The sequence below is a fragment of the Streptomyces sp. NPDC101225 genome (assembly GCF_044767585.1).
Lineage (GTDB): Bacteria > Actinomycetota > Actinomycetes > Streptomycetales > Streptomycetaceae > Streptomyces.
The window spans coordinates 68043-89856 of record NZ_JBIWOE010000007.1; the positions used below are offsets into that span (position 1 = coordinate 68043).

Sequence of the window (21814 nt, forward strand, 5' to 3'; positions counted from 1 at the left end):
CGGCCGGCGGAAGGAGCGGATCGTGGGCGGCTCCGTTCCGGCGCCCCGTGTCGCCGGTGCCGGAGCCGAGCCCCTTTCCGTGTCTCCACTGTCTCGTTCACGCAGGTGGCGGCCCATCCGCGCGGCTACTCATCTCCGTCACTAGGTACGCGTACTCAGGGCTGCGCACTCACCCCCAGGGTGCCTGGCCGCCGCGTGGTGACGAGCGCGCCCGCGCCCGTACTCCCCCGGCGGCTCCGCCGAGGCGGACCGCGCCGTCCGTGACGGTCGGTGGTGGTCGATAAAGTCGCAGGCATGGGACGGATTGCGGTGATCGGCGCCGGGACGGGCGCGATGGCGGCCGCCGCCCGGCTGGCCGTCGCGGGCCACCGGGTGACGGTGTACGAGCGTGCGGAGACGTACGGCGGGGAGGTGCGCCGCTTCGAGCGGGACGGCTTCGCCTTCGACACCGGTCCCGGGCTGCTGACCCTGCCCGCCGTCTGGCGCGATCTGTTCGTCAAGACCGGCAAGGAGCCGCTGGAGGCGTGCGTCGAGCTGGTCCAGGTCGACCCGTCCTCCCGGCACGTGTTCGCGGACGGCACCGAGGCCGCGCTGCCCAACGCCTCGCGCGCGGGTGTCGTCGCCGCGCTGGACGAGGCGCTGGGGTCCGGCGCGGGCGGCCGCTGGGGCGACTTCCTGGTGCGGGCCCGCGAGGCCTGGGACCGCACCCGCCGCCCGCTGCTGGAGGAGCCCCTGTGGCCCGACTGGTCGGTGCTGGCGGACCGCGAGCCGTACCCGGCGGTGCCGCACAAGCGGCTGCTGCGCACCCGGCGGGCGGCCACGCTCGCCGAGATCGGCGCCTGGGAGCTGCGCGACCCCCGGCTCGCCGCGCTCCTGGAGGGTCACGCCCTCGCGTACGGCCTCGATCCGCGCACCGCCCCGGCGAGCGCCGCCGTGCTGCCGTACATGGAGCACGCCTTCGGCACCTGGTACGTCCGCGGCGGCACGCGGGAGCTGGCGCGCGCGGTGTTCGAGCGGTGCCTGGCCCGCGGGGTCGAGTTCCGCTTCGGTGCCGAGGTGACGGGCGTGCCGGAGAAGGACGGCCGGGCCGCGGGCGTGGAGGTGGCGGACGGCACGGTGGCGGAGGCGGACCACGTGGTCGCCGGTGTGCGTCCCGCCCGGCTGCGGAAGCTGACGGGACACCGGCTCGACGACGAGGGCGACGTAGGGCCCGGCACCGGCTCGCGCCCCGGGCGGTTCACCGTGCTGCTGGCGCTGCGCGGCCCGCGGGAGACCGGTGCGGTGCATCGCACGATCGTCCACGCCCCCGACCGCGCGGCCGAGCTGGACGCCCTCGGCTCGCCGTCCCCCGGGCCCGTGCGGCCCACGGTGACCGTGCTGCGGCCGGACGACCCGGCGCTGCGGCCGGACGGCGACCACGAGTCGGTGGTCCTGTCCGCGGTGGTCGCCTCGGACGGCGGACGGGACCTGCCCGGACGGCGCGAAGCCCTCGCCGGCGAACTCGTCGCCGCGGCGGAGGCGGTGATACCGGGGCTGCGGGAGCGGATCCTGTGGCGCGAGGAGACGACGGGCAGCGGCTCGGGCGGGGTGTCCGCGCCGTCGCTGGCCGCCGGGGGCGGGCGCTTCCTGCACCCGGCCAACACCACCCGCCTGCCGGGTCTGTACCGGGTCGGCGGATGGGCTCATCCCGGCGGCGGTCTCCCGCACGCGGGCATGTCCGGCGCGCTGGTGGCCGGACTCATCGTGGAGGGACCGGAGTTCAGAGGCTCGCAGTGAGCCTCGTCCGGCGGCGAGGGGCGCGGGGACGGAGCGCGTTCAGAAGCGGTACTGCTCGTCGTACCCGTTCCCCTGCGCCTGGCCGTCGCCCTGGTAGGGGTAGGGCTGCTCCGGCGGGAGCTCGCCGCCGTAGGACTCGTCGGTGCGCTGCTGCGGGACCCACACCCCGCCGGACGGGGTCTCGCCGCCGTAGCCCTGCTGGCCGTACTGCTGCTGGTCCTGGCCGTAGCCCTGCTGGCCGTACTGCTGCTGCCCGTAGGCGTCGTAGCCGCCGTACGTCTGCGTGCCGATGTACGGGTCGGAGTAGGCGGCGTACTGCTGCTGGCCGCCGGTGTCGTAGCCGTACTGCTGCTGGTCGTAGCCCGAGTAGTCGTAGGCGTAGGCCTGGTCGCCGCCCTGGGCGGCCGCCGCGTACTGGTCCTGGGCCTGGTCCTGGGGCTGGCCGGCGCCGGCGTAGGCGGCGTTGTCGTAGATGCCGTACGAACCGGTGTCGTCGGGCATGGGCTGCGGCTCGTACACCATGGTGCTCTCGGCGGCCGTGGGCTGGGCCTGGTGCGCGGGCGTGAAGACGTCGTCGCGGTCGTAGTCGTCGTCGCCGTAGGCGACGTTCTCGCGGGTGTAGGCGGCCCGCTCGTCGTACGCGCCCTCGTCCGCCTCGAGGTCGGAGACCTCCAGGGTCGGATCCTGGTGCTCCGCCCTGCCGCGCCGCCCCCTGCCGCCGTCCTCGCCCTCCGGGCGCTTGACCGCCCAGCCCGCCGAGAAGCCGCGGCGGAAGGAGAGGGTGACGTAGGTCTGGCCGACCGCGAACGCGGCCGCGCCCAGTCCGATGACGATCACCGAGGGGATCAGCACCCCGATGACGACACCCAGGAAGCCCGCGAACGCGAGCAGCCGCCAGCGCAGCCGCGCCTTGTACTGCAGCAGCACCTCACCGAGCAGCCACAGTGCGACGATGCCGAACGCGATATAGAGGACCGTCCAGCCCATGTACGCCCCTCTCCCAGTCGCCGCTACGCAGTGTGTCGTACACCGGTGCGGCCGGTCTAGGCCTGCGGGGGGTGGTGCAGACCCAGGTTCTCGTAGATTTCCAGCGTCGCCGTGGAGTTGTTGAGCGTGATGAAGTGCAGACCCGGCACTCCCTCGGCCAGCAGCCGTGCGCAGAACTCCGTGGCGAATTCAATGCCAATGGAGCGTACAGCGGCCGGATCGTCTTTTGCTGTGAGGATCCGCTCTTTCAGGACGGACGGGATGCGGGCGTTGCTGAGCTGCGGCAGCCGTTCCAGCATCTTCACACTGGTCACCGGCATCACTTCGGGGATGACGGGGGTCTCGCAGCCGGCCGCCTGCACGCGGTCGCGCAGCCGCAGATAGGACTCCGGCTGGAAGAACATCTGGGTGATCGCGTAGTCGGCGCCGGCCCGGCACTTGTCCACGAAGCGGGAGACGTCCGTGTCCCAGTCCTCGGAGCGCGGGTGCATCTCCGGGAAGGCCGCGACGCCCACGCAGAAGTCGCCGGACTCCTTGATGAGCCGGACGAGGTCCGCCGCGTAGACGAGGCCCTTCGGGTGCGGCACCCAGTCCCCCATGGGGTCCCCGGGCGGGTCGCCGCGCACGGCGAGCATGTTGCGGATCCCGGCGTCGGCGTACTGGCCGATGATGTTGCGCAGTTCGGCGACGGAGTGGTTGACCGCGGTGAGGTGGGCGACCGGGGTCAGCGTGGTGTCGGCGACGATCTGCTCGGTCTCCCTGACCGTGCCCGCGCGCGTGGAGCCGCCGGCGCCGTACGTCACGGAGACGAAGTCGGGAGCCACGGCCTCGACCCTGCGCAGCGCGCTCCACAGGTTCCGCTCGCCCTTGGGCGTCTTGGGCGCCGAGAACTCGAAGGAGTACGTCGTCTTGCCCGTGGCGAGCACGTCCCGCACGGTGCGTGCGCGGTCAGTCCTGGTGGATGCGGTTCCGAGGGCCATACTCGCAGGTTAACCAGGGGGCGACGGTCCCCCAACCGAACGCGGGATTTTTACCCGAATTGTCGACTTGCTGTCCACGCCTCGGACAGCCGGCGTGATCAGGCCTGCCGCAGCCGCTCGGCGAACTCGGCCGCCGCGGCGCCCGGGTCCGCCGCCTCGGTGACGGCGCGGACGACCACGACCCGGCGGGCTCCGGCGTCGATCACCTGGTCGAGGTTGGCGAGGTCGATGCCGCCGATGGCGAACCAGGGGCGGTCGGTGCCGAGGGATGCGGTGTACCGGACCAGGTCGAGGCCGGGGGCGTGCCGGCCCGGCTTGGTCGGGGTCGGCCAGCAGGGCCCGGTGCAGAAGTAGTCGACGCCCTCCTGGACGGCGGCCGCCGCGGCCTCGGACTCCGCGTGGGTCGAGCGGCCGACGAGGACGTCGCCGCCGAGGATCGCGCGGGCCGCGGGGACCGGGAGGTCGCCCTGGCCGAGGTGGAGGACGTCCGCGCCGGCCGCGTGCGCCACGTCCGCGCGGTCGTTGACCGCCAGCAGCCTGCCGTGGCGGGCACAGGCGTCGGCGAAGACCTCCAGGTGCTCGAGCTCCTCGCCCGCCTCCATGCCCTTGTCGCGCAGCTGCACGATGTCGACGCCCCCCGCCAGGACGGCGTCCAGGAACTGCGGCAGATCGCCCTGGCGCCTGCGCGCGTCCGTGCAGAGGTAGACGCGGGCGTCGGCGAGTCGGGCGCGTGCGGTGGCGGCGGTGCCGGGCATGTGGGTGTCCCCCGTGGTCGGTGGCGTACGGGCCGCGGGCCCGCGGGAGGCTTCGGTGCCGCGGCCGCGGTGCACCACGGCCGCGGCCCGCGGACCCCGGCCCGTACGCCGGACGGTGTTCGGATCAGCGGGTTCGGATCAGACGGCGAGCGCCTGGGCGCGGCGCTTCACCTCCGTGCCTCGATTCTCGCTGAGGGCCTGGGCGGGGGTGCCCGGCAGGCTCTCGTCGGGAGTGAAGAGCCACTCGAGCATCTCCTCGTCGGTGAAGCCGTCGTCGCGCAGGAGCGTCAGGGTGCCGCTCAGGCCCTTGACGACCTTGTGCCCGTCGATGAAGGCGGCGGGGACGTGCAGTGCGCGGTTCTCACCACGGCGTACGGCGATGAGCTGGCCCTCCTTGACCAGCTGCCGCACTCGCGTCACCTCGACGTCGAGCATCTCTGCGATGTCGGGCAGGGTGAGCCAGGCGGGGACGAGAGCATCGATCTTTGCGTCAATCTCGGTCACGGAATCAAGCCTGCCATCCCGCACCGACAGTCGGAAGCCAGGCCGGCCCGACCTGGGGTTCCGTGTTACGCCGTGGCGGCCTTCAGGGGCCTGGACGGATCCCCCATGCGCTCGGCGTCCATCGGTGTGCCGGCCTCGATCAGCCGTCTGCCCTGCGCCAGGTCCCGGGGCCGGCCGACCGCGAGCAGGCCGACCAGCCGGCCCTCGCGCAGCCAGCAGACGGACCAGGCGGGCCCGGCCGGGTCGCCGCGCCACAGGGTCGTGTCGGCGGCGGCGTGATGGCCGGCGTACTGGACGAAGCGGCCGAACTGCTCGGACCAGAAGTACGGAACGGGGTCGTAGACGGCCGCCGCCGCACCGTTGGCTTCGGCGACGATGTTCTCGGCGACCGTGCGCGGCCCCTGCAGGGCGTTGTCCCAGTGGTGGACCAGCAGGCGCTCGCCGTAGCGCCGCGACGGGAAGGAGGCGCAGTCGCCGACGGCGTAGACGTCCGGTGCCGAGGTGCGCAGATGGGCGTCCGCGACGATCTCGTGGTGCGCTCCGAGCTCGATGCCGGAGCCGCCGAGCCAGGCCGTGGCGGGGCGGGCGCCGATGCCGACCACGACCGCGCCCGCGGGCAGCCGCGAGCCGTCGTCGAGGACGACCGCGCCGGGCTCGACACGCTCCACGCGCGTGTGCGTGCGCAGTTCGACGCCGGCGTCGGCGTACCAGGCGGCCATCGGGGCGGCCACCTCGGCGGGCAGGGCGCCGGCGAGCGGCCGGTCCGCCGCCTCGACGACCGTCACCGCGCAGCCCGCCTCGCGCGCGGCCGTGGCGAACTCGGCCCCGATCCAGCCCGCGCCGACCACCACGATGTCGTGCTGCCGGGCGAGGACGGGCCGCAGCCGGTCGGCGTCGTCCAGGGTGCGCAGCAGATGCACACCGGGGACGCCCTCGGCGCCCGGCAGCCGAATCGGTTCGGCACCGGTGGCGAGCACGAGGACGTCGTAGCGGACGGGCCCGGCCTCGGTGTCCAGCCGGTGCTCGGCGGGGCGCACGCCCAGTACCTCGCACCCGAGCCGGAGTTCGATGCCGAGCGCCTCGAAGTCGACGTCGAAGGCGGAGCCCTCGGACTTGCCGAGCAGGACGGCCTTGGACAGCGGGGGCCGGTCGTAGGGCTGGTGGGGCTCGGCGCCGATCAGGGTCACGCGGCCGGTGAAGCCCTGTTCGCGCAGCGCCACCGCGGACTGCACCCCGGCCATGCCCGCGCCGACCACGACCACGTGCCGCGAGGGCGGCCCGCCCGTCTCCTGCGTCTGCTCGCTCACCTGATCACCCTAGCCAACTGACACAGTGTCAGTCAGCGGTCGCGCTCACTCGGTGACCTGCTCCACAACACTGGTGCCGCTGCCGGTCCCCGACTCCCACTCCCAGCTCTCCTCCAGCCGCACGCGCCCGTCCGGCAGCTCCACCACCGTGGACACGCAGTGCCCCGAGGACGTCGTCCCGTCCCGCTTGAGCTGCACGTACCGGAAGTCCAGCCGGTCACCGTCCCGGGTACCCACCAGACGGCCCCGTACGACATCCCCGCCCGCGTACTCGGCCCAGATCCCGCCGTCCTTCTCGTGGTACGTGAACCGCGTCCGGGTGCCCACCTGACCTGGGGCCTGGTCGGCGACGGGGGCGAGGACGAGTCCGTCCAGCGAGCGGGGCACGGCGGGAGGCTCCCTTACAGAGGCGCGGAGGGTCGGGCTAGGGTGGCCACCGTACAAGCACTCGCGGGAGCCCGGACGCACCGGGCTGAGAGGGAGGCTGGCGGCCTCCGACCGTACGAACCTGATCCGGGTCATGCCGGCGAAGGGAGGGGCTGGACGCCCATGTCGTCACGTACGTCCGACGTCCTCGTCATCGGGGGCGGAATCATCGGCCTGGTCACGGCCTGGCGGGCCGCGCAACGCGGGTTCGCCACGGCCGTCGTGGACCCCGAGCCGGGTGGCGGGGCCGCGCAGGTGGCCGCCGGGATGCTCGCCGCGGTCACCGAACTGCACCACGGCGAGCAGACCCTGCTCGGCCTGAACCTCGCCTCGGCCCGCCGCTATCCGGAGTTCACGGCCGAGCTCACCGAGCTCACCGGGCACGACCTCGGCTACCGCCGGTGCGGCACGCTGGCCGTCGCGCTGGACGCCGACGACCGCGCCCACCTGCGCGAACTGCACGCCCTGCAGCGGGCGTCGGGCCTGGAGTCGGAGTGGCTGTCGGGCCGCGAGTGCCGGCGCCTGGAACCGATGCTCGCGCCGGGCGTGCGCGGTGGGCTCCGGGTCGACGGCGACCACCAGATCGACCCGCGGCGGCTGGCACGCGCGCTGGTCGCCGCCTGCGAGCACGCGGGCGTGGTCTTCCACCGCCAGTGGGCCGAGCGCTTCCACGCCGTACGGGACCGGGCCCGCGGTGTCACCACGGCGGACGGCACCGCGCTGGGCGCGGGCCAGGTGGTGCTGGCCGCCGGCAGTCTCAGCGGGCGGCTCCCGGGGGTCCCGGGCGACGTGCTGCCGCCGGTGCGGCCGGTGAAGGGGCAGGTGCTGCGGCTGAGTGTGCCGCGGCGGCTCGCGCCCTTCCTCAGCCGCACCGTGCGCGCCGTGGTGCGCGGCAGCCAGGTCTATCTGGTGCCGCGCGAGAGCGGCGAGCTGGTGATCGGCGCGACCACCGAGGAGCTCGGCTGGGACACGACGGTCACCGCGGGCGGGGTGTACGAGCTGCTGCGCGACGCGCACGAGCTGGTCCCCGGCATCACCGAGCTGCCGCTGACGGAGACGCGTGCGGGCCTGCGTCCGGGCTCCCCCGACAACGCCCCTCTGCTCGGCCCGACGCAGCTGCCCGGTCTGCTGCTGGCCACCGGGCACCACCGCAACGGCGTGCTGCTGACGCCGGTGACCGGCGACGCCATGGCGCACGTCCTGACCACCGGCGATCTCCCGCACGAGGCCCTCCCGTTCACCCCGAGGCGCTTCGGGCGCGTGGAGCAGCCCGCATGAACATCTCCGTCAACGGGGAGCTCCGGGAGTTCGCTTCCGGCACGGCTCTCGACACCGTTGTGCGGGCGCTGACCGCGGCCCCCACCGGAGTGGCCGCCGCGCTCAACGAAACCGTCGTCCCGCGCGCGCAGTGGCCGTCGACGCCCCTCTCCGAGGGGGACCGCGTCGAGGTCCTCACCGCCGTCCAAGGAGGCTGACCCATGGCCGACGATCCCTTCGCCATCGGCGGTACGTCCTTCACGTCCCGCCTGATCATGGGCACCGGCGGTGCCCCGAGCCTCGACGTGCTGGAGCGGGCGCTGGTGGCGTCCGGCACGGAGCTGACCACGGTCGCGATGCGGCGCGTGGACCCCTCGGTGCACGGCTCGGTGCTCTCCGTCCTGGACCAGCTCGGCATCCGGGTGCTGCCGAACACGGCCGGCTGCTTCACCGCCGGGGAGGCGGTGCTGACCGCGCGCATGGCGCGCGAGGCGCTCGGCACCGACCTGGTCAAGCTGGAGGTCATCGCCGACGAGCGCACCCTCCTGCCCGACCCGATCGAGCTGCTCGACGCCGCCGAGATCCTCGTCGACGACGGTTTCACCGTGCTGCCGTACACCAACGACGACCCGGTCCTCGCCCGGAAGCTGGAGGACGCCGGCTGCGCGGCGATCATGCCGCTCGGCTCGCCCATCGGCTCCGGTCTCGGCATCCGCAACCCGCACAACTTCCAGCTGATCACCGAGCACGCGCGCGTGCCGGTGATCCTGGACGCGGGCGCCGGTACGGCCTCGGACGCGGCGCTCGCGATGGAACTGGGGTGCGCGGGTGTGATGCTCGCCTCCGCGGTGACGCGGGCGCAGGAGCCGCAGCTGATGGCCGAGGCCATGAAGCACGCGGTGGAGGCGGGCCGGCTGGCGCACCGGGCGGGCCGCATCCCGCGCCGGCACTTCGCCGAGGCGTCCTCGCCGCACGAGGGGCGCGCGCACCTGGATCCCGAGCGTCCCGCGTTCTGAACGCACGTTCGACGGGCCTCGGCAACCGGTGCGAGGTCCGTCACAGGTCGGCTGCAGTCACGCCCCGATCCGGCAGGATCGGACGGCCTTGTCGGTCACGGCTCGTACACTCACCTGCGTGGATACGACCCTTCAGGACCCTTTGGTCGGGCAGGTGCTCGACGGGCGCTATCGCGTGGACGCGCGGATCGCGGTCGGCGGGATGGCCACGGTCTACCGGGCCCTGGACACCCGCCTGGACCGCGTGCTCGCGCTGAAGGTGATGCACCCGACGCTCGCCGCCGACGGCACCTTCGTCGAGCGGTTCATCCGGGAGGCGAAGTCGGTCGCCCGGCTGGCCCACCCGAACGTGGTGCAGGTCTTCGACCAGGGCACCGACGGGTCGTACGTCTATCTCGCCATGGAGTACGTCGCCGGGTGCACCCTGCGCGACGTGCTGCGCGAGCGCGGGGCACTGCAGCCGCGCGCCGCCCTGGACATCCTGGAGCCGGTCCTCGCCGCGCTCGGCGCCGCGCACCGGGCCGGATTCGTGCACCGGGACATGAAGCCGGAGAACGTCCTGATAGGGGATGACGGCCGGGTCAAGGTCGCCGACTTCGGGCTGGTCCGGGCGGTGAACACCGTCACCAGCACGACGGGCACCGTCCTCGGCACCGTCTCCTACCTCGCACCGGAGCAGATCGAGCACGGCATCGCCGACCCCCGGGTCGACGTGTACGCGTGCGGTGTCGTCCTGTACGAGATGCTGACCGGCGACCGCCCGCACGGCGGGGACTCGCCGGCCACCGTGCTCTACAAGCACATCCACGAGGACGTCCCGCCGCCGTCGGCCGCCGTGCCGGGGCTGGCGTACCCGCTGGACGAGCTGGTCGCGGTGGCCACCGCCCGCGCCCCGGAGCGCCGTCCGCAGGACGCGGTGGCGCTTCTCGCGCACGTGCGGGACGTACGGGTCTCGCTCGACGCGGACCAGCTCGACGCGATGCCGCCGCAGGCCCTCGCCCCGGCCCACCAGGACATCTCCCAGGACCGTACGAGTGTGATCCCGCGCGCGGTGGCGATGCAGCAGCAGCTGCCGGTGAACGAGGACGAGGTGCTGCGCACCAGCCGGCTGGAGAGCCCGCCGCCCCTGCCGCCGCGCCGCCGTGGCGCGGGCGCCCGGCGGGGTCCGGTCGCGATCGTCCTCGCCGTGCTGCTGGTCCTCGGGGTCGGCGCGGGCGTCTGGTACATCAACTCCGGGCAGTTCACCAAGGTGCCGCCGGTGCTGGCGAAGACGCAGACGCAGGCGCGCGAGCAGCTCGGGGACGCCGGCCTCGATCTCGGAAAGATCGAGCACGCCTACAGCGACACGGTGAAGCGCGGCACGGTCATCAGCTCGGACCCGGTGCCCGGTACCCGTGTCCGCGACAACGCGTCCGTGACGCTCACCATCTCCGACGGTCCGGAGACGGTGCGGGTGCCGGACCTGGAGGGCCGGACGCTGGCCGAGGCGAGGGCCCGGCTGAAGAAGGCCGCGCTGGAGCCCGGCATGGTCACCCGTGAGTTCAGCGACGAGGTGGACAAGGGCTCCGTGATCTCCACCTCCCCGGATGCGGGCACGACGCGGCACGCGGGCTCGGCGATCGCGCTGGTCGTGAGCAAGGGCTCCCCCGTGGACGTCCCGGACGTCACCGGGGAGGACCTGGAGGAGGCCAAGGCCGACCTGGAGGACGCGGGCCTGGCCGTGAAGGTCGCCCCGGGGCGGGTCAACTCCGAGTTCGACAAGGGCCAGGTCGCCACGCAGACGCCCGCGGGCGACGGCCAGGCCGCCGAGGGCGACACGGTCACGCTGACCCTGTCCAAGGGCCCGGTGATGGTCGAGGTCCCGGACGTCAAGGGCGACGGCGTCGACGACGCGAAGCGGACGCTCGAGGACGCCGGCTTCAAGGTCAGCGAGGACCGCGGCCTGCTGGGCCTGTTCGGCGACACCGTCAAGGACCAGTCCGTGAAGGGCGGCGACAAGGCGCCCAAGGGGTCGACGATCACCATCAAGATCCGGTGACGGAGCTCGTCGTACCGCGTGACACCCTGGACGGGTGAAGAGTCAGCAGCCCCGCAACCCCGTCGGCGGTCACGTCCCCGTGGCCGGCGGCCTGAGCTCCGTCGGCCTGTCCTACGCCCATGACCTCAAGGCCGAGGCGGTGCAGGTCTTCGTCGCCAACCCGCGCGGCTGGGCGACGCCCACCGGCAGTCCGCGGCAGGACGAGGAGTTCCGGGCGGTGTGCGAGGCGGAGTCGATCCCGGCGTACGTCCATGCTCCCTACCTGATCAACTTCGGTTCGCACACCGCGGCGACGGTCGAGAAGTCCGTGGCGTCGATGCGGCACTCGCTGCGGCGGGGGCGGGAGATCGGGGCGCTGGGCGTGGTCGTGCACACGGGCAGCGCGACCGGCGGCCGGGACCGCTCGGTGGCCCTGCGGCAGGTGCGGGAGCGGCTGCTGCCGCTGCTGGACGAGCTCACCCATGACGACGACCCGTTCCTGCTGCTGGAGTCGACGGCCGGGCAGGGCGCCTCGCTGTGCTCGCGGACCTGGGACTTCGGGCCGTACTTCGAGGCGCTGGACGCCCACCCCAAGCTGGGCGTCTGCCTGGACACCTGCCACATCTTCGCGGCCGGCCACGACCTGACCGGGCCGAGCGGCATGCACCAGACCCTCGATCTGCTGGTGGACACGGTCGGCGAGGGCCGGCTGAAGCTGATCCACGCCAACGACTCCAAGGACGTGGTCGGCGCGCACAAGGACCGGCACGCGAACATCGGCGCCGGCCACATCGGCGAGGACCCGTTCCGGGCGCTGACGACCCACCCCGCGACCGAGGGCGTACCGCTGGTCATCGAGACGCCCGGTGGCAAGGAGGGGCACGCGGCGGACGTGGAGCGGCTGAAGAAACTCCGTGATTCCCAGCCGTGAAGGAATACCCCCATGGGGTATACGGTTCCAGCCCGGTGCAGGAACCGTGACCCGACACTGGGGGCAGCATGGACCACGAGACACACGTACACGTACACGCGCCGGCCCGGCCGCACGCGCACCATCACCCCGCCGGGGCCACCTGGAGCACGGCCGCCCGGGCGACCCTGCACTGCCTCACCGGCTGCGCCGTCGGCGAGGTGCTGGGCATGGTGATCGGCACCGCGCTGGGCTGGGGCAACCTCTCCACGACACTCCTGGCGATCGTCCTCGCGTTCGTCTTCGGCTACTCGCTGACGCTGCGCGGGGTGCTGAAGGCCGGAGTCGGCTTCCGGGCGGCCTTCCAGGTGGCCCTGGCCGCGGACACGCTGTCCATCGCCGTGATGGAGCTGATCGACAACGGGGTGATCGCGCTGTGGCCCGACGCCATGGACGCCACCCTCGGCGACCTGCTGTTCTGGGCCTCGCTGGCGATCTCGCTCGCGCTCGCCTTCGCCGTCACGACACCGGTCAACAAGTGGATGATCGGCCGCGGCAAGGGCCACGCCGTGGTGCACGCGTACCACCACTGACGGCGTCCGCCGGGAGTCAGAGCTCGGGGCCGTCCCCGGGCTCCTCCTGGTAGGAGTAGCGCTGCTCCTTCCAGGGGTCGCCGAGGTTGTGGTAGCCGCGCTCCTCCCAGAAGCCGCGGCGGTCGGCGGTCATGTACTCCACGCCGCGGACCCACTTGGGGCCCTTCCAGGCGTACAGATGGGGCACGACGAGGCGCAGCGGGAAGCCGTGCTCCGCCGTCAGCAGCTCGCCGTCCTTGTGGGTGGCGAGGATGGTCCGCTCGGAGGCGAAGTCCGCGAGGCGCAGGTTGGAGCTGAAGCCGTACTCGGCCCACACCATCACATGGGTGACCGCGGGCGCGGGCGGCGCGATCCGGAGGATCGTCCGGGCCGGGATGCCGCCCCACTCGGCACCGAGCATGCTGAACTTCGTCACACAGTGCAGATCGGCCATGACGGTGGTGTACGGCAGGGCCGCGAACTCCTCATGGGTCCAGCAGCGCTTCCCGCCGTCCGCGGTGGCGCCGAAGACCCGGAACTCCCAGCGCTCGGGGCGGAACTTGGGGACGGGTCCGTAGTGCGTGACCGGCCAGCCCCGTTGCAGCCGCTGTCCCGGCGGAAGCTCGGGCTGTACCGCTCTTCCCGAATCGTCTTCTCCCGATCCACGCTCCACCGGCTGACCCATGCCTCCATCCTGACAGACCGGGAACGGTGCGCCTGACCGGCCGCTGCAAACAAGGGCAATTGCCATCAAGCCCGCACTTACCTACTAAGTGAAGACTTACTGGACGATCTTGGGTGCCGGTGCAATCATGCGGCCCAACCTGCCAGTTCCCCCCGCGCGGAAGGAGCCTCTGCGATGCAGGGCGACCCCGAGGTCATCGAATTCCTCAACGAGCAGCTCACCGGTGAGCTGACCGCGATCAACCAGTACTTCCTGCACGCGAAGATGCAGGAGAACTTCGGCTGGACGAAGCTCGCGAAGTACACGCGCCACGAGTCCTTCGACGAGATGAAGCACGCGGAGGTGCTCACCGACCGCATCCTCTTCCTCGAAGGGCTGCCGAACTACCAGCGGCTCTTCCACGTACGCGTGGGACAGACCGTCAAGGAGATGTTCGAGGCCGACCGGCAGATCGAGGTCGAGGCCATCGACCGCCTCAGGCGGGGCATCAAGGTGATGCGCGAGAAGGGCGACATCACGTCCGCCAACATCTTCGAGTCGATCCTGGAGGACGAGGAGCACCACATCGACTACCTCGACACCCAGCTGGAGCTGGTCGAGAAGCTCGGCGAGGCGCTCTACATCGCGCAGCTCATCGAGCAGCCGGAGAGCTAGTGCCGTGACCGCGCTAGGCGGCTTCGTCCAGTCCGGCCAGGGCGGGCTCGTCCTGCTCGACGAGTTCGCGGCGTGGAAACGCGCCGCGGCCGAGCATCGCCTGGATACGCCGTACACACGAACCGCAGTCGGTGCCCGCCTTGCAGGCGGAGGCTATCTGGCGGGGGCTGCAGGCGCCGTTCTCCGCGTGCTGCTCGACCTGCTGCTCGGTGATCCCGAAGCAACTGCAGACGTACACGCGGCTCACCTCCGGACGGGGTCGACTGGCCATCCCCGATGATCGGTGAGGCTAACCTAACCTTACCCGGCGGACAGGAAGCGCAAAAGTGGAGCGGGGCGCGGATCGTATGTGATCCGCGCCCCATTTCATGCCCTGGTAACAGGCGGACCCGTCACTGGTCCCTGTACATCTCCGCGACGAGGAACGCCAGGTCGAGGGACTGGCTGCGGTTGAGACGCGGGTCGCAGGCCGTCTCGTAGCGCTGATGCAGGTCGTCGACGAAGATCTCGTCGCCGCCGCCCACGCACTCGGTGACGTCGTCACCGGTGAGCTCGACGTGGATGCCGCCCGGGTGGGTGCCCAGGCCCTTGTGGACCTCGAAGAAGCCCTTGACCTCGTCGAGCACGTCGTCGAAGCGGCGGGTCTTGTGGCCGGAGGCCGCCTCGAAGGTGTTGCCGTGCATCGGGTCGGTGACCCAGGCCACGGTGGCACCGGAGGCGGTGACCTTCTCGATCAGCTCGGGGAGCTTGTCGCGGACCTTGTCGGCGCCCATGCGGACGATGAAGGTCAGCCGGCCCGGCTCGCGCTCCGGGTCCAGGCGCTCGATGTACTGCAGCGCCTCCTCGGCCGTCGTCGCCGGGCCGAGCTTGACGCCGATCGGGTTGCGGATCTTCGAGGCGAACTCGATGTGCGCGCCGTCCAGCTGCCGGGTGCGCTCACCGATCCACACCATGTGCCCGGAGACGTCGTAGAGCTGCCCGGTGCGGGAGTCGACGCGGGTCAGCGCGGACTCGTAGTCCAGCAGCAGCGCCTCGTGCGAGGAGTAGAACTCGACCGTCTTGAACTCCTCCGGGTCGGCCCCGCAGGCGTGCATGAAGTTGAGCGCGTTGTCGATCTCGCGGGCCAGCTGCTCGTAGCGCTGGCCGGACGGGGACGACTTCACGAAGTCCTGGTTCCAGGCGTGCACCTGGCGCAGGTCGGCGTAGCCGCCGGTGGTGAAGGCGCGCACCAGGTTGAGCGTGGAGGCGGACGCGTTGTACATCCGCTTCAGGCGCTCGGGGTCCGGGACGCGGGCGGCCTCGTTGAAGTCGAAGCCGTTGACCGAGTCGCCGCGGTAGGTGGGCAGCGTCACGCCGTCGCGGGTCTCGGTGCCCTTGGAGCGCGGCTTGGAGTACTGACCGGCGATGCGGCCGACCTTCACGACCGGCACCGAGGCGGCGTACGTCAGCACCGCGCCCATCTGGAGCAGCGTCTTGAGCTTGTTGCGGATGTGATCGGCGGACACCGCGTCGAAGGCCTCGGCGCAGTCGCCGCCCTGGAGGAGGAACGCCTCTCCCTTGGCGACGGACGCCATCCGGGCGCGCAGCTGGTCGCACTCGCCCGCGAAGACGAGCGGCGGATACGACTCGAGGTCCGCGATCACTGCGCGCAGAGCCTCGGTGTCGGGGTACTCGGGCTGCTGCGCCGCGGGCAGGTTTCGCCAGGTGTTGCCAGCGCTCGCGCTGGTCTTAGCGTTCACGGTCACGGCCTCAACATTACGGGGTCGTGTCGGGCGCCCTGCCCCATGCCCAGCAATTGAGACACGGGATACGGCAGCCGGACATGCGGTAAGGTGCCTCGCATGTTCGCGCATTCGACCCAGAACTGGTGGTGGACCGCTCATCCGGCGGCCCACTGACTGCGCGTACGCACGACTTCGCGAAGGCCGCCCGAGGGGCGGCCTTCGGCGTTCCCGGGGTCGTTCCTCTCCTCCGTCGACCACGATCGACGACGATCGAGAAGGAACCCCGGACCCATGAACCTGCTGGACCTGCTCCACGACCCCAGGCCGTTCGCCCTGCTGCGGCGCCGCGCCCCGGGCCATGACGAGAACATCGTCGAGCTGCTCCTCGGCCCGGTCAGCACCTACGACCGCCTCGCCGACCTCCCCGGTGAGGGACTCGCCCTGGTCCCCTTCCGCCAGATCCGCGAGCGCGGCTTCGACGTCCGCGACGACGGCACCCCGCTCATGTTCCTCACCCCCGAGGAGTCGTACGAGCTCCCGCTCGCCGACGTGCTCGCCGAGCTCCCGGACCAGGACGTGCGCGTGGCGGGCGGCGGCTTCGACGTCGGCGACGAGGAGTACGGCGAGATCGTCGGGCGGGTGCTGCGCGAGGAGATCGGGCGGGGCGAGGGCGCCAACTTCGTCATCCGGCGGACGTACGAGGGGGAGATCCCGGGGTTCTCCCGCCTGGACGCCCTCGCGCTCTTCCGGCGGCTGCTGGAGGGCGAGCGGGGCGCGTACTGGACGTTCGTCGTGCACACCGGAGACCGGACGGGGACGGGCGGGCGGACGCTGGTGGGGGCCAGTCCCGAGGTGCATGTGCGGATGTCCGGCGGCACGGTCGTCATGAACCCGATCAGCGGGACGTACCGCTATCCCGCCGAGGGCCCGACCCCGGAGCACCTGCTCGGCTTCCTCGCCGACGGCAAGGAGATCGAGGAGCTGTCGATGGTGGTCGACGAGGAGCTCAAGATGATGTGCACCGTCGGCGACATGGGCGGTGTCGTCGTCGGGCCGCGGCTGAAGGAGATGGCCCATCTCGCGCACACCGAGTACGAGTTGCGCGGCAGGTCGTCGCTGGACGTGCGCGAGGTCCTCAAGGAGACCATGTTCGCGGCGACCGTCACCGGGTCGCCGGTGCAGAACGCCTGCCGGGTCATCGAGCGGTACGAGCCCCTCGGACGGGACGGTGCGGGGCGCGGCTACTACGCGGGCGCGCTGGCCCTGCTCGGCCGGGACTCCGGCGGCGCCCAGACCCTCGACTCCCCCATCCTGATCCGCACCGCCGACATCTCCGCCGACGGACACCTGCGGGTCCCGGTCGGCGCCACACTGGTGCGCGGCTCGGACCCGGCGGGCGAGGTCGCGGAGACGCACGCGAAGGCGGCCGGCGTGCTGGCGGCCCTGGGCGTGCGTCCGGGACGGCCGCGTGCGGAGCACGCGCGCGTGCGGCTCGCCGACGACCCACGCGTGCGTGCCGCGCTGGACGGGCGCCGGGCCTCGCTCGCCCCGTTCTGGCTGCGGATGCAGGAGCGGTCCGCCGAGCTCGACGGGCACGCCCTGGTGGTCGACGGGGAGGACACCTTCACGGCGATGCTCGCGCACGTGCTGCGGTCGGTCGGACTGGACGTGACCGTCCGGCGCTACGACGAACCCGGGCTGCGGGACGCCGTGTCGGCACACGAGGGGCCGGTCGTCCTCGGGCCCGGTCCCGGCGACCCGCGCGATCCGGACGACCCCAGGATGCGCCTCCTGCGGGAGCTGACCGCCGAGGTGATCGGCCGCCGCCGGAACGGCGTGCTCGGCGTCTGCCTGGGCCATGAGCTGATCGCGGCCGAGCTGGGCCTGGAGATCGTCCGCAAGGAGGTGCCCCACCAGGGCGCGCAGACGGCGATCGACCTGTTCGGGCGGACCGAGACCGTCGGCTTCTACAACAGCTTCGTGGCGCGCTGCGACGACGAGGCCCGGGCGGAGCTGGCCGCGCACGGCGTCGACGTCAGCCGGAGCGCCTCGCACGAGGTGCACGCGCTGCGCGGCCCGGGCTTCGCCGGCGTGCAGTTCCACCCGGAGTCCGTCCTGACGCTCGACGGTGCCTCGGTGGTACGGGAGTTGATCGGTCAGCTGCGCGGCACCAGCACGTTCTCGGAGCGGCGGCCGGCCCGGTAGTCGAGGACGTTGGTCACGGTGGCCTCGACGATCTGGCCGACCGCGTCCTCGGTGTAGTACGCCTGGTGCGAGCTGACCAGGACGTTCGGGAAGGTCACCAGGCGGGCCAGGGTGTCGTCCTCGATCGCCTCCAGCGACCGGTCGACGTAGAAGAGCCCGGCCTCCGCCTCGTAGACGTCGAGGCCGACGCCCGTGAAGCGGCCCTCGCGCAGTTCGGCGACGAGGGCCGCGGTGTCGATCAGGCCGCCGCGGCTGGAGTTGACCAGGATCGCGTCGTCCCTCATCGCCTTCAGCGCGGCGGCGTCGATGAGGTGCTGCGTCTGCGGCATCAGCGGGACGTGCAGGGTGACCAGGTCGGACTCGGCGAGGAGCTGTTCCTTGGAGACGTACGTCATGCCCAGTTCCCGGCAGGCGGGGTTCTCGGCGACGTCCCAGCCGAGCAGCCGCATCCCGAAGCCGCGGGCGATCCGGGTGAACGCCTCGCCGATCTTGCCGGTGCCGAGGACACCCGCGGTGCGGCCGTGCATGTCGCGGCCCATCAGGCCGTCGAGGCGGAAGTCGAAGTCACGCGTACGGGTGGAGGCGCGGACGATACGGCGGTTGACCGTCATGGCGAGGGTCCAGGCGAACTCGGCGACCGAGTACGGCGAGTAGTACGAGACCCGGGCCACGGTCATGCCGAGGCGCTGCGCGACGTCGAGGTCGATGTTGTTGAAGCCGGTGGACCGCTGGGCGACCATCCGGGTGCCGCCGGCCGCGAGGAGCTCCAGGACACCTGCGCCGAGATCGGCGTTGACGCTCGTGGAGATGATCTCGTGGCCGGCCGCGATGGGCGCGGTGTCCTCGTTGAGGAAGACGTCGAGGCAGCGGACCCCGTGGTGGCCCCCGAAGGCCCGCTCGATCAGCGGCTTCTCGTCCGCCTGCACGCCGAAGGCGAGGATCTGCACGAAGCGGCTTCCCTTCCCGTGGGTTATGGGCCGAATATACGGCCCATAACCCTGGCGTGCGGTCCGGTCGGCCGACCCGGTCAGCCGAAGAAGACCCCGACCTCCTCGTACAGCGCCGGGTCCACGGTCTTCAGCCTGGCCGTGGCGTCGGCGATCGGGACGCGGACGATGTCGGTGCCGCGCAGCGCGACCATCTTGCCGAAGTCGCCGTCGCGGACGGCGTCGATGGCGTGCAGGCCGAAGCGGGTGGCGAGCCAGCGGTCGAAGGCGCTCGGGGTGCCGCCGCGCTGGATGTGCCCGAGGACCGTCGTACGGGCCTCCTTGCCCGTGCGCTTCTCGACCTCCTTGGCCAGCCACTCGCCGACACCGGACAGCCGGACGTGGCCGAAGGAGTCCAGCGACTGGTCCTTGAGGACCATGTCGCCGTCCTTGGGCATGGCGCCCTCGGCGACGACCACGATCGGCGCGTAGGACGCCTTGAAGCGGGACGTGATCCAGGCGCACACCTGGTCGACGTCGAAGCGCTGTTCGGGGATGAGGATGACGTTGGCGCCGCCCGCGAGCCCCGAGTGCAGGGCGATCCAGCCGGCGTGACGGCCCATCACCTCGCAGACGAGGACGCGCATGTGCGACTCGGCGGTGGTGTGCAGGCGGTCGATGGCCTCGGTGGCGATGCCGACCGCGGTGTCGAAGCCGAAGGTGTAGTCGGTGGCGGACAGGTCGTTGTCGATGGTCTTCGGCACGCCGACGACGGGGATGCCGTACTCGTCGGTGAGGCGTGCCGCCACGCCCAGGGTGTCCTCGCCGCCGATGGCGACGAGCGCCTCGACCTCCAGCTTGGCGAGGTTCTCCTTGATCCGGCGGATGCCGTTCTCCTGCTTGAGCGGATTGGTGCGCGAGGAGCCGAGGATGGTGCCGCCGCGGGGCAGGATGCCGCGCACGGCCGGGATGTCGAGGCGTACGGTGTCGCCCTCCAGAGGACCTCGCCAGCCGTCCCGGAAGCCGACGAAGTCGTAGCCGTACTCCTGCACGCCCTTGCGGACGATGCCCCGGATGACGGCGTTGAGCCCGGGGCAGTCGCCGCCTCCGGTCAGTACTCCGACCCGCATGGAAAAGTCCCTTCGCCGCGGTTGCCTGGTGACAGCCACGCTAATGGTGAGCCGCGTCACAGAGGGATGGGCAGGAAGGGCAATTCCGGTGAACTGTCGGGCGCGCGGTTTACGCGTCGTCAAGTCCGCGCTCTATCGCGTACCGCACGAGCTCGACCCTGTTGTGCAGCTGGAGCTTGCCGAGGGTGTTCTGGACGTGGTTCTGCACCGTGCGGTGCGAGATGACCAGGCGTTCGGCGATCTGCTTGTAGCTCAGGCCCTTGGCGACCAGGCGCAGCACCTCGGTCTCGCGGTCGGTGAGCTGCGGCGCCCTGGGCTCGTCCGGGTCCGAGGAGGGCGCGGGCTCGGAGGCGAGGCGGCGGTACTCGCCGAGCACCAGGCCGGCGAGGCCGGGCGTGAACACCGGGTCGCCGACGGCGGTGCGGCGCACCGCGTCCAGCAGGTCGTCGGTGGACGCGGACTTCAGCAGATAGCCGGTCGCGCCGGACTTCACCGCCTCCAGCACGTCGGCGTGCTCGCCGCTCGCCGAGAGCACCAGGACGCGCAGGGCCGGGTTGTGGCCGACGAGTTCCTTGCAGACCTGGACGCCGGGCTTGGCGGGCAGGTTGAGGTCGAGGACGAGCACGTCGGGGGCGGCGGCCTTGGCGCGGCGCACGGCCTGGTCGCCGTCGCCCGCGGTGGCGACCACGTCGAAACCGGACTCGGCCAGGTCCCGGGCGACGGCGTCGCGCCACATGGGGTGGTCGTCCACCACCATGACCTTGATCGGGTCCTGCCGCTCACTCATCGATGCCCCGCCTTCGCTTCCTTGAACACCTTCAGTTCGACCTCCGTGCCCTGCCCCGGCACCGACATCAGCTCGGCGCTGCCGCCGAGTTCGCGCAGCCGGCCCCTGATCGACAGGGCCACGCCGAGCCGGCCCTCGCCCTCGGCCTGCGCGAGCCGGCCCTCGGGGATGCCGGGCCCGTCGTCCCGTACGGTCACCACGACCTCGTCGGGCTCGTCCTCGACGAGGATCCACGCGCGCGCGTGCTCGCCGGCGTGCTGGTGGACGTTGTCCAGGGCCGCGCCGACGGCCGCGGCCAGCTCCTTGGCGGCGGCCGCGGGCAGCAGTACGGGGGCGCCGGGCTCGGCGAAGCTGACCTTCGCGGCGGCGTACGGCGCGAGCAGCGTGCGCAGGTCCACCGGGGTGCCGTCGCCGTCCGGCGGTTCCTGGGCGGTCCCCGCGGTCGCGTCCTCGGCCGGGCTCCGCGACCCGCGGGAGAGGGGGAGCAGCCCGCCGGAGACCAGCGTGCGCAGCGCGATCTCCTGCTCGCCGGCCATCCGGCCCAGCTCGGCCGCCTCGCCCCCGATGACCGTGCCCCGCCGCTGCACCATGGCCAGCACCTGAAGGACACCGTCGTGGATGTCGCGGGCGAGCCGCTCCCGTTCCCGCGTCGCGGCCTCGATCTCCAGGGCCCGGGCGAGGGTGCGCTCGGAGGCGCGGGCGACCTCGACGACGTAGCCGATGGCGATGGAGGCGACCCAGACCAGGATCACGTTGTGGACGGTGTCGCGGGCCGGGGCGCCGCGCTCGATGAGGTTGGCGGCGGCGACGGGCGTGGAGGCGAACGCCGCCCAGCGCCAGCCTCCCTTGATCGCGTAGGCCAGGACCGAGCCGGCCGTCCATATCGACGGCAGCGTGGGGCCGCCGTTCTGGATGTGCCGGTCGTCGACGGCGAGCGGGGTGAGCAGGATGCCGGTGAGCGCGATGGCGAGGTCGACGGCGAGGAAGCGCTTGGTGCAGGCGGCCGCGTTCTGCACGAACGGCAGGGTGGCCAGGGTCCAGACGAACAGGACGACGTAGTAGACGATGGCGATGCCCGCGCGGTCGTACTCGTCGTAGGCGGTGGCGAACAGGCCGACCGCGTACAGCATCGTGAGCACCCGGTAGGCGGTGAGCGCACGCCACAGCGGCTGCTCCACCGACATCCTCATGACGCG

At 72.2% G+C, this 21814-nt stretch carries 23 protein-coding genes and 1 riboswitch; of the genes, 10 read left to right on the forward strand and 13 right to left on the reverse strand.

Going from position 1 to position 21814, the window contains the following annotated elements:
• Positions 1–294: 294 nt before the first annotated feature.
• Positions 295–1776 (forward strand): phytoene desaturase family protein, encoded by a 1482-nt coding sequence (locus tag ACIRPX_RS12570; protein WP_404192303.1) that lies wholly within the window; start codon positions 295–297, stop codon positions 1774–1776.
• Positions 1777–1815: 39 nt separating this feature from the next.
• On the opposite strand, the gene ACIRPX_RS12575 is transcribed toward ACIRPX_RS12570, so the two are convergent.
• From ACIRPX_RS12575 to ACIRPX_RS12600, 6 genes are all read right to left on the reverse strand, one after another.
• A complete protein-coding gene (locus ACIRPX_RS12575; RefSeq protein ID WP_404192307.1) occupies positions 1816–2763 on the reverse strand; it encodes a hypothetical protein in 948 nt (315 codons plus the stop codon).
• A 56-nt stretch (positions 2764–2819) separates the two neighbouring features.
• Positions 2820–3743: a methylenetetrahydrofolate reductase [NAD(P)H] gene (gene metF / locus ACIRPX_RS12580; protein ID WP_404192310.1), complete on the reverse strand. Its 924-nt coding sequence runs from the start codon at positions 3741–3743 to the stop codon at positions 2820–2822.
• A 98-nt stretch (positions 3744–3841) separates the two neighbouring features.
• Positions 3842–4498: a thiamine phosphate synthase gene (thiE, locus tag ACIRPX_RS12585; RefSeq protein WP_404192313.1), complete on the reverse strand. Its 657-nt coding sequence runs from the start codon at positions 4496–4498 to the stop codon at positions 3842–3844.
• A gap of 138 nt (positions 4499–4636) precedes the next feature.
• Complete coding sequence (locus tag ACIRPX_RS12590) at positions 4637–5002, reverse strand: Rv2175c family DNA-binding protein (protein ID WP_404192316.1); 366 nt, start codon at positions 5000–5002, stop codon at positions 4637–4639.
• A 65-nt stretch (positions 5003–5067) separates the two neighbouring features.
• Positions 5068–6309, reverse strand: a complete 1242-nt coding sequence (locus ACIRPX_RS12595) for an NAD(P)/FAD-dependent oxidoreductase (RefSeq protein ID WP_404192318.1) — start codon at positions 6307–6309, stop codon at positions 5068–5070.
• Positions 6310–6354: 45 nt separating this feature from the next.
• Positions 6355–6696 carry a hypothetical protein gene (locus ACIRPX_RS12600; protein WP_404192320.1) on the reverse strand — a complete coding sequence of 114 codons (342 nt, stop codon included), beginning with the start codon at positions 6694–6696 and terminating at the stop codon, positions 6355–6357.
• 53 nt (positions 6697–6749) lie between these two features.
• Positions 6750–6861: riboswitch (TPP riboswitch) on the forward strand.
• Here ACIRPX_RS12600 and thiO point away from each other — a divergent pair.
• The 6 genes from thiO (at position 6859) to ACIRPX_RS12630 (ending at position 12528) form a co-directional block, all read left to right on the forward strand.
• Positions 6859–8013: a glycine oxidase ThiO gene (gene thiO / locus ACIRPX_RS12605; protein WP_404192323.1), complete on the forward strand. Its 1155-nt coding sequence runs from the start codon at positions 6859–6861 to the stop codon at positions 8011–8013. (Overlaps the previous riboswitch by 3 nt.)
• Positions 8010–8210: a sulfur carrier protein ThiS gene (gene thiS / locus ACIRPX_RS12610; RefSeq protein WP_404192326.1), complete on the forward strand. Its 201-nt coding sequence runs from the start codon at positions 8010–8012 to the stop codon at positions 8208–8210. Before thiO ends, thiS begins: the two co-directional genes overlap by 4 nt.
• A gap of 3 nt (positions 8211–8213) precedes the next feature.
• Positions 8214–9008 (forward strand): thiazole synthase, encoded by a 795-nt coding sequence (locus ACIRPX_RS12615; protein WP_404192329.1) that lies wholly within the window; start codon positions 8214–8216, stop codon positions 9006–9008.
• 118 nt (positions 9009–9126) lie between these two features.
• Positions 9127–11046, forward strand: a complete 1920-nt coding sequence (gene pknB / locus ACIRPX_RS12620) for a Stk1 family PASTA domain-containing Ser/Thr kinase (RefSeq protein ID WP_404192332.1) — start codon at positions 9127–9129, stop codon at positions 11044–11046.
• Between the two features lie 34 nt (positions 11047–11080).
• On the forward strand, positions 11081–11956 hold the full coding sequence (locus ACIRPX_RS12625) for a deoxyribonuclease IV (RefSeq protein WP_404192334.1): 876 nt from the start codon (positions 11081–11083) through the stop codon (positions 11954–11956).
• A 68-nt stretch (positions 11957–12024) separates the two neighbouring features.
• Positions 12025–12528, forward strand: a complete 504-nt coding sequence (locus ACIRPX_RS12630; RefSeq protein WP_404192336.1) for a DUF4396 domain-containing protein — start codon at positions 12025–12027, stop codon at positions 12526–12528.
• A gap of 16 nt (positions 12529–12544) precedes the next feature.
• On the opposite strand, the gene ACIRPX_RS12635 is transcribed toward ACIRPX_RS12630, so the two are convergent.
• Positions 12545–13192 carry a sulfite oxidase-like oxidoreductase gene (locus ACIRPX_RS12635; protein ID WP_404192339.1) on the reverse strand — a complete coding sequence of 216 codons (648 nt, stop codon included), beginning with the start codon at positions 13190–13192 and terminating at the stop codon, positions 12545–12547.
• A gap of 174 nt (positions 13193–13366) precedes the next feature.
• On the opposite strand from ACIRPX_RS12635, the gene bfr reads away from it, so the two are divergent.
• Positions 13367–13846 (forward strand): bacterioferritin, encoded by a 480-nt coding sequence (gene bfr / locus ACIRPX_RS12640; protein WP_067014823.1) that lies wholly within the window; start codon positions 13367–13369, stop codon positions 13844–13846.
• Between the two features lie 13 nt (positions 13847–13859).
• Here bfr and ACIRPX_RS12645 read toward each other — a convergent pair whose 3' ends face one another.
• Both ACIRPX_RS12645 and ACIRPX_RS12650 read right to left on the reverse strand, forming a co-directional pair.
• Positions 13860–14093 (reverse strand): bacterioferritin-associated ferredoxin, encoded by a 234-nt coding sequence (locus ACIRPX_RS12645; RefSeq protein WP_404192865.1) that lies wholly within the window; start codon positions 14091–14093, stop codon positions 13860–13862.
• Between the two features lie 145 nt (positions 14094–14238).
• Positions 14239–15591: a class II 3-deoxy-7-phosphoheptulonate synthase gene (locus ACIRPX_RS12650; RefSeq protein WP_404192341.1), complete on the reverse strand. Its 1353-nt coding sequence runs from the start codon at positions 15589–15591 to the stop codon at positions 14239–14241.
• Between the two features lie 96 nt (positions 15592–15687).
• On the opposite strand from ACIRPX_RS12650, the gene ACIRPX_RS12655 reads away from it, so the two are divergent.
• A complete protein-coding gene (locus tag ACIRPX_RS12655; protein ID WP_071528813.1) occupies positions 15688–15744 on the forward strand; it encodes a trp operon leader peptide in 57 nt (18 codons plus the stop codon).
• A 117-nt stretch (positions 15745–15861) separates the two neighbouring features.
• On the forward strand, positions 15862–17775 hold the full coding sequence (locus tag ACIRPX_RS12660) for an anthranilate synthase family protein (protein ID WP_404192343.1): 1914 nt from the start codon (positions 15862–15864) through the stop codon (positions 17773–17775).
• On the opposite strand, the gene ACIRPX_RS12665 is transcribed toward ACIRPX_RS12660, so the two are convergent.
• The 4 genes from ACIRPX_RS12665 to macS all read right to left on the reverse strand — a co-directional run bounded on the left by ACIRPX_RS12665 (position 17727) and on the right by macS (position 21808).
• Positions 17727–18722 (reverse strand): 2-hydroxyacid dehydrogenase, encoded by a 996-nt coding sequence (locus ACIRPX_RS12665; protein ID WP_404192346.1) that lies wholly within the window; start codon positions 18720–18722, stop codon positions 17727–17729. The two genes, ACIRPX_RS12660 and ACIRPX_RS12665, sit on opposite strands and share 49 nt — an antisense overlap.
• An 80-nt stretch (positions 18723–18802) precedes the next feature.
• On the reverse strand, positions 18803–19831 hold the full coding sequence (locus tag ACIRPX_RS12670) for a 6-phosphofructokinase (RefSeq protein WP_404192348.1): 1029 nt from the start codon (positions 19829–19831) through the stop codon (positions 18803–18805).
• A 109-nt stretch (positions 19832–19940) separates the two neighbouring features.
• Positions 19941–20618, reverse strand: a complete 678-nt coding sequence (locus ACIRPX_RS12675; protein WP_404192351.1) for a response regulator — start codon at positions 20616–20618, stop codon at positions 19941–19943.
• Positions 20615–21808: a MacS family sensor histidine kinase gene (gene macS / locus ACIRPX_RS12680; protein WP_404192354.1), complete on the reverse strand. Its 1194-nt coding sequence runs from the start codon at positions 21806–21808 to the stop codon at positions 20615–20617. Before macS ends, ACIRPX_RS12675 begins: the two co-directional genes overlap by 4 nt.
• Between the last annotated feature and the right edge of the window lie 6 nt (positions 21809–21814).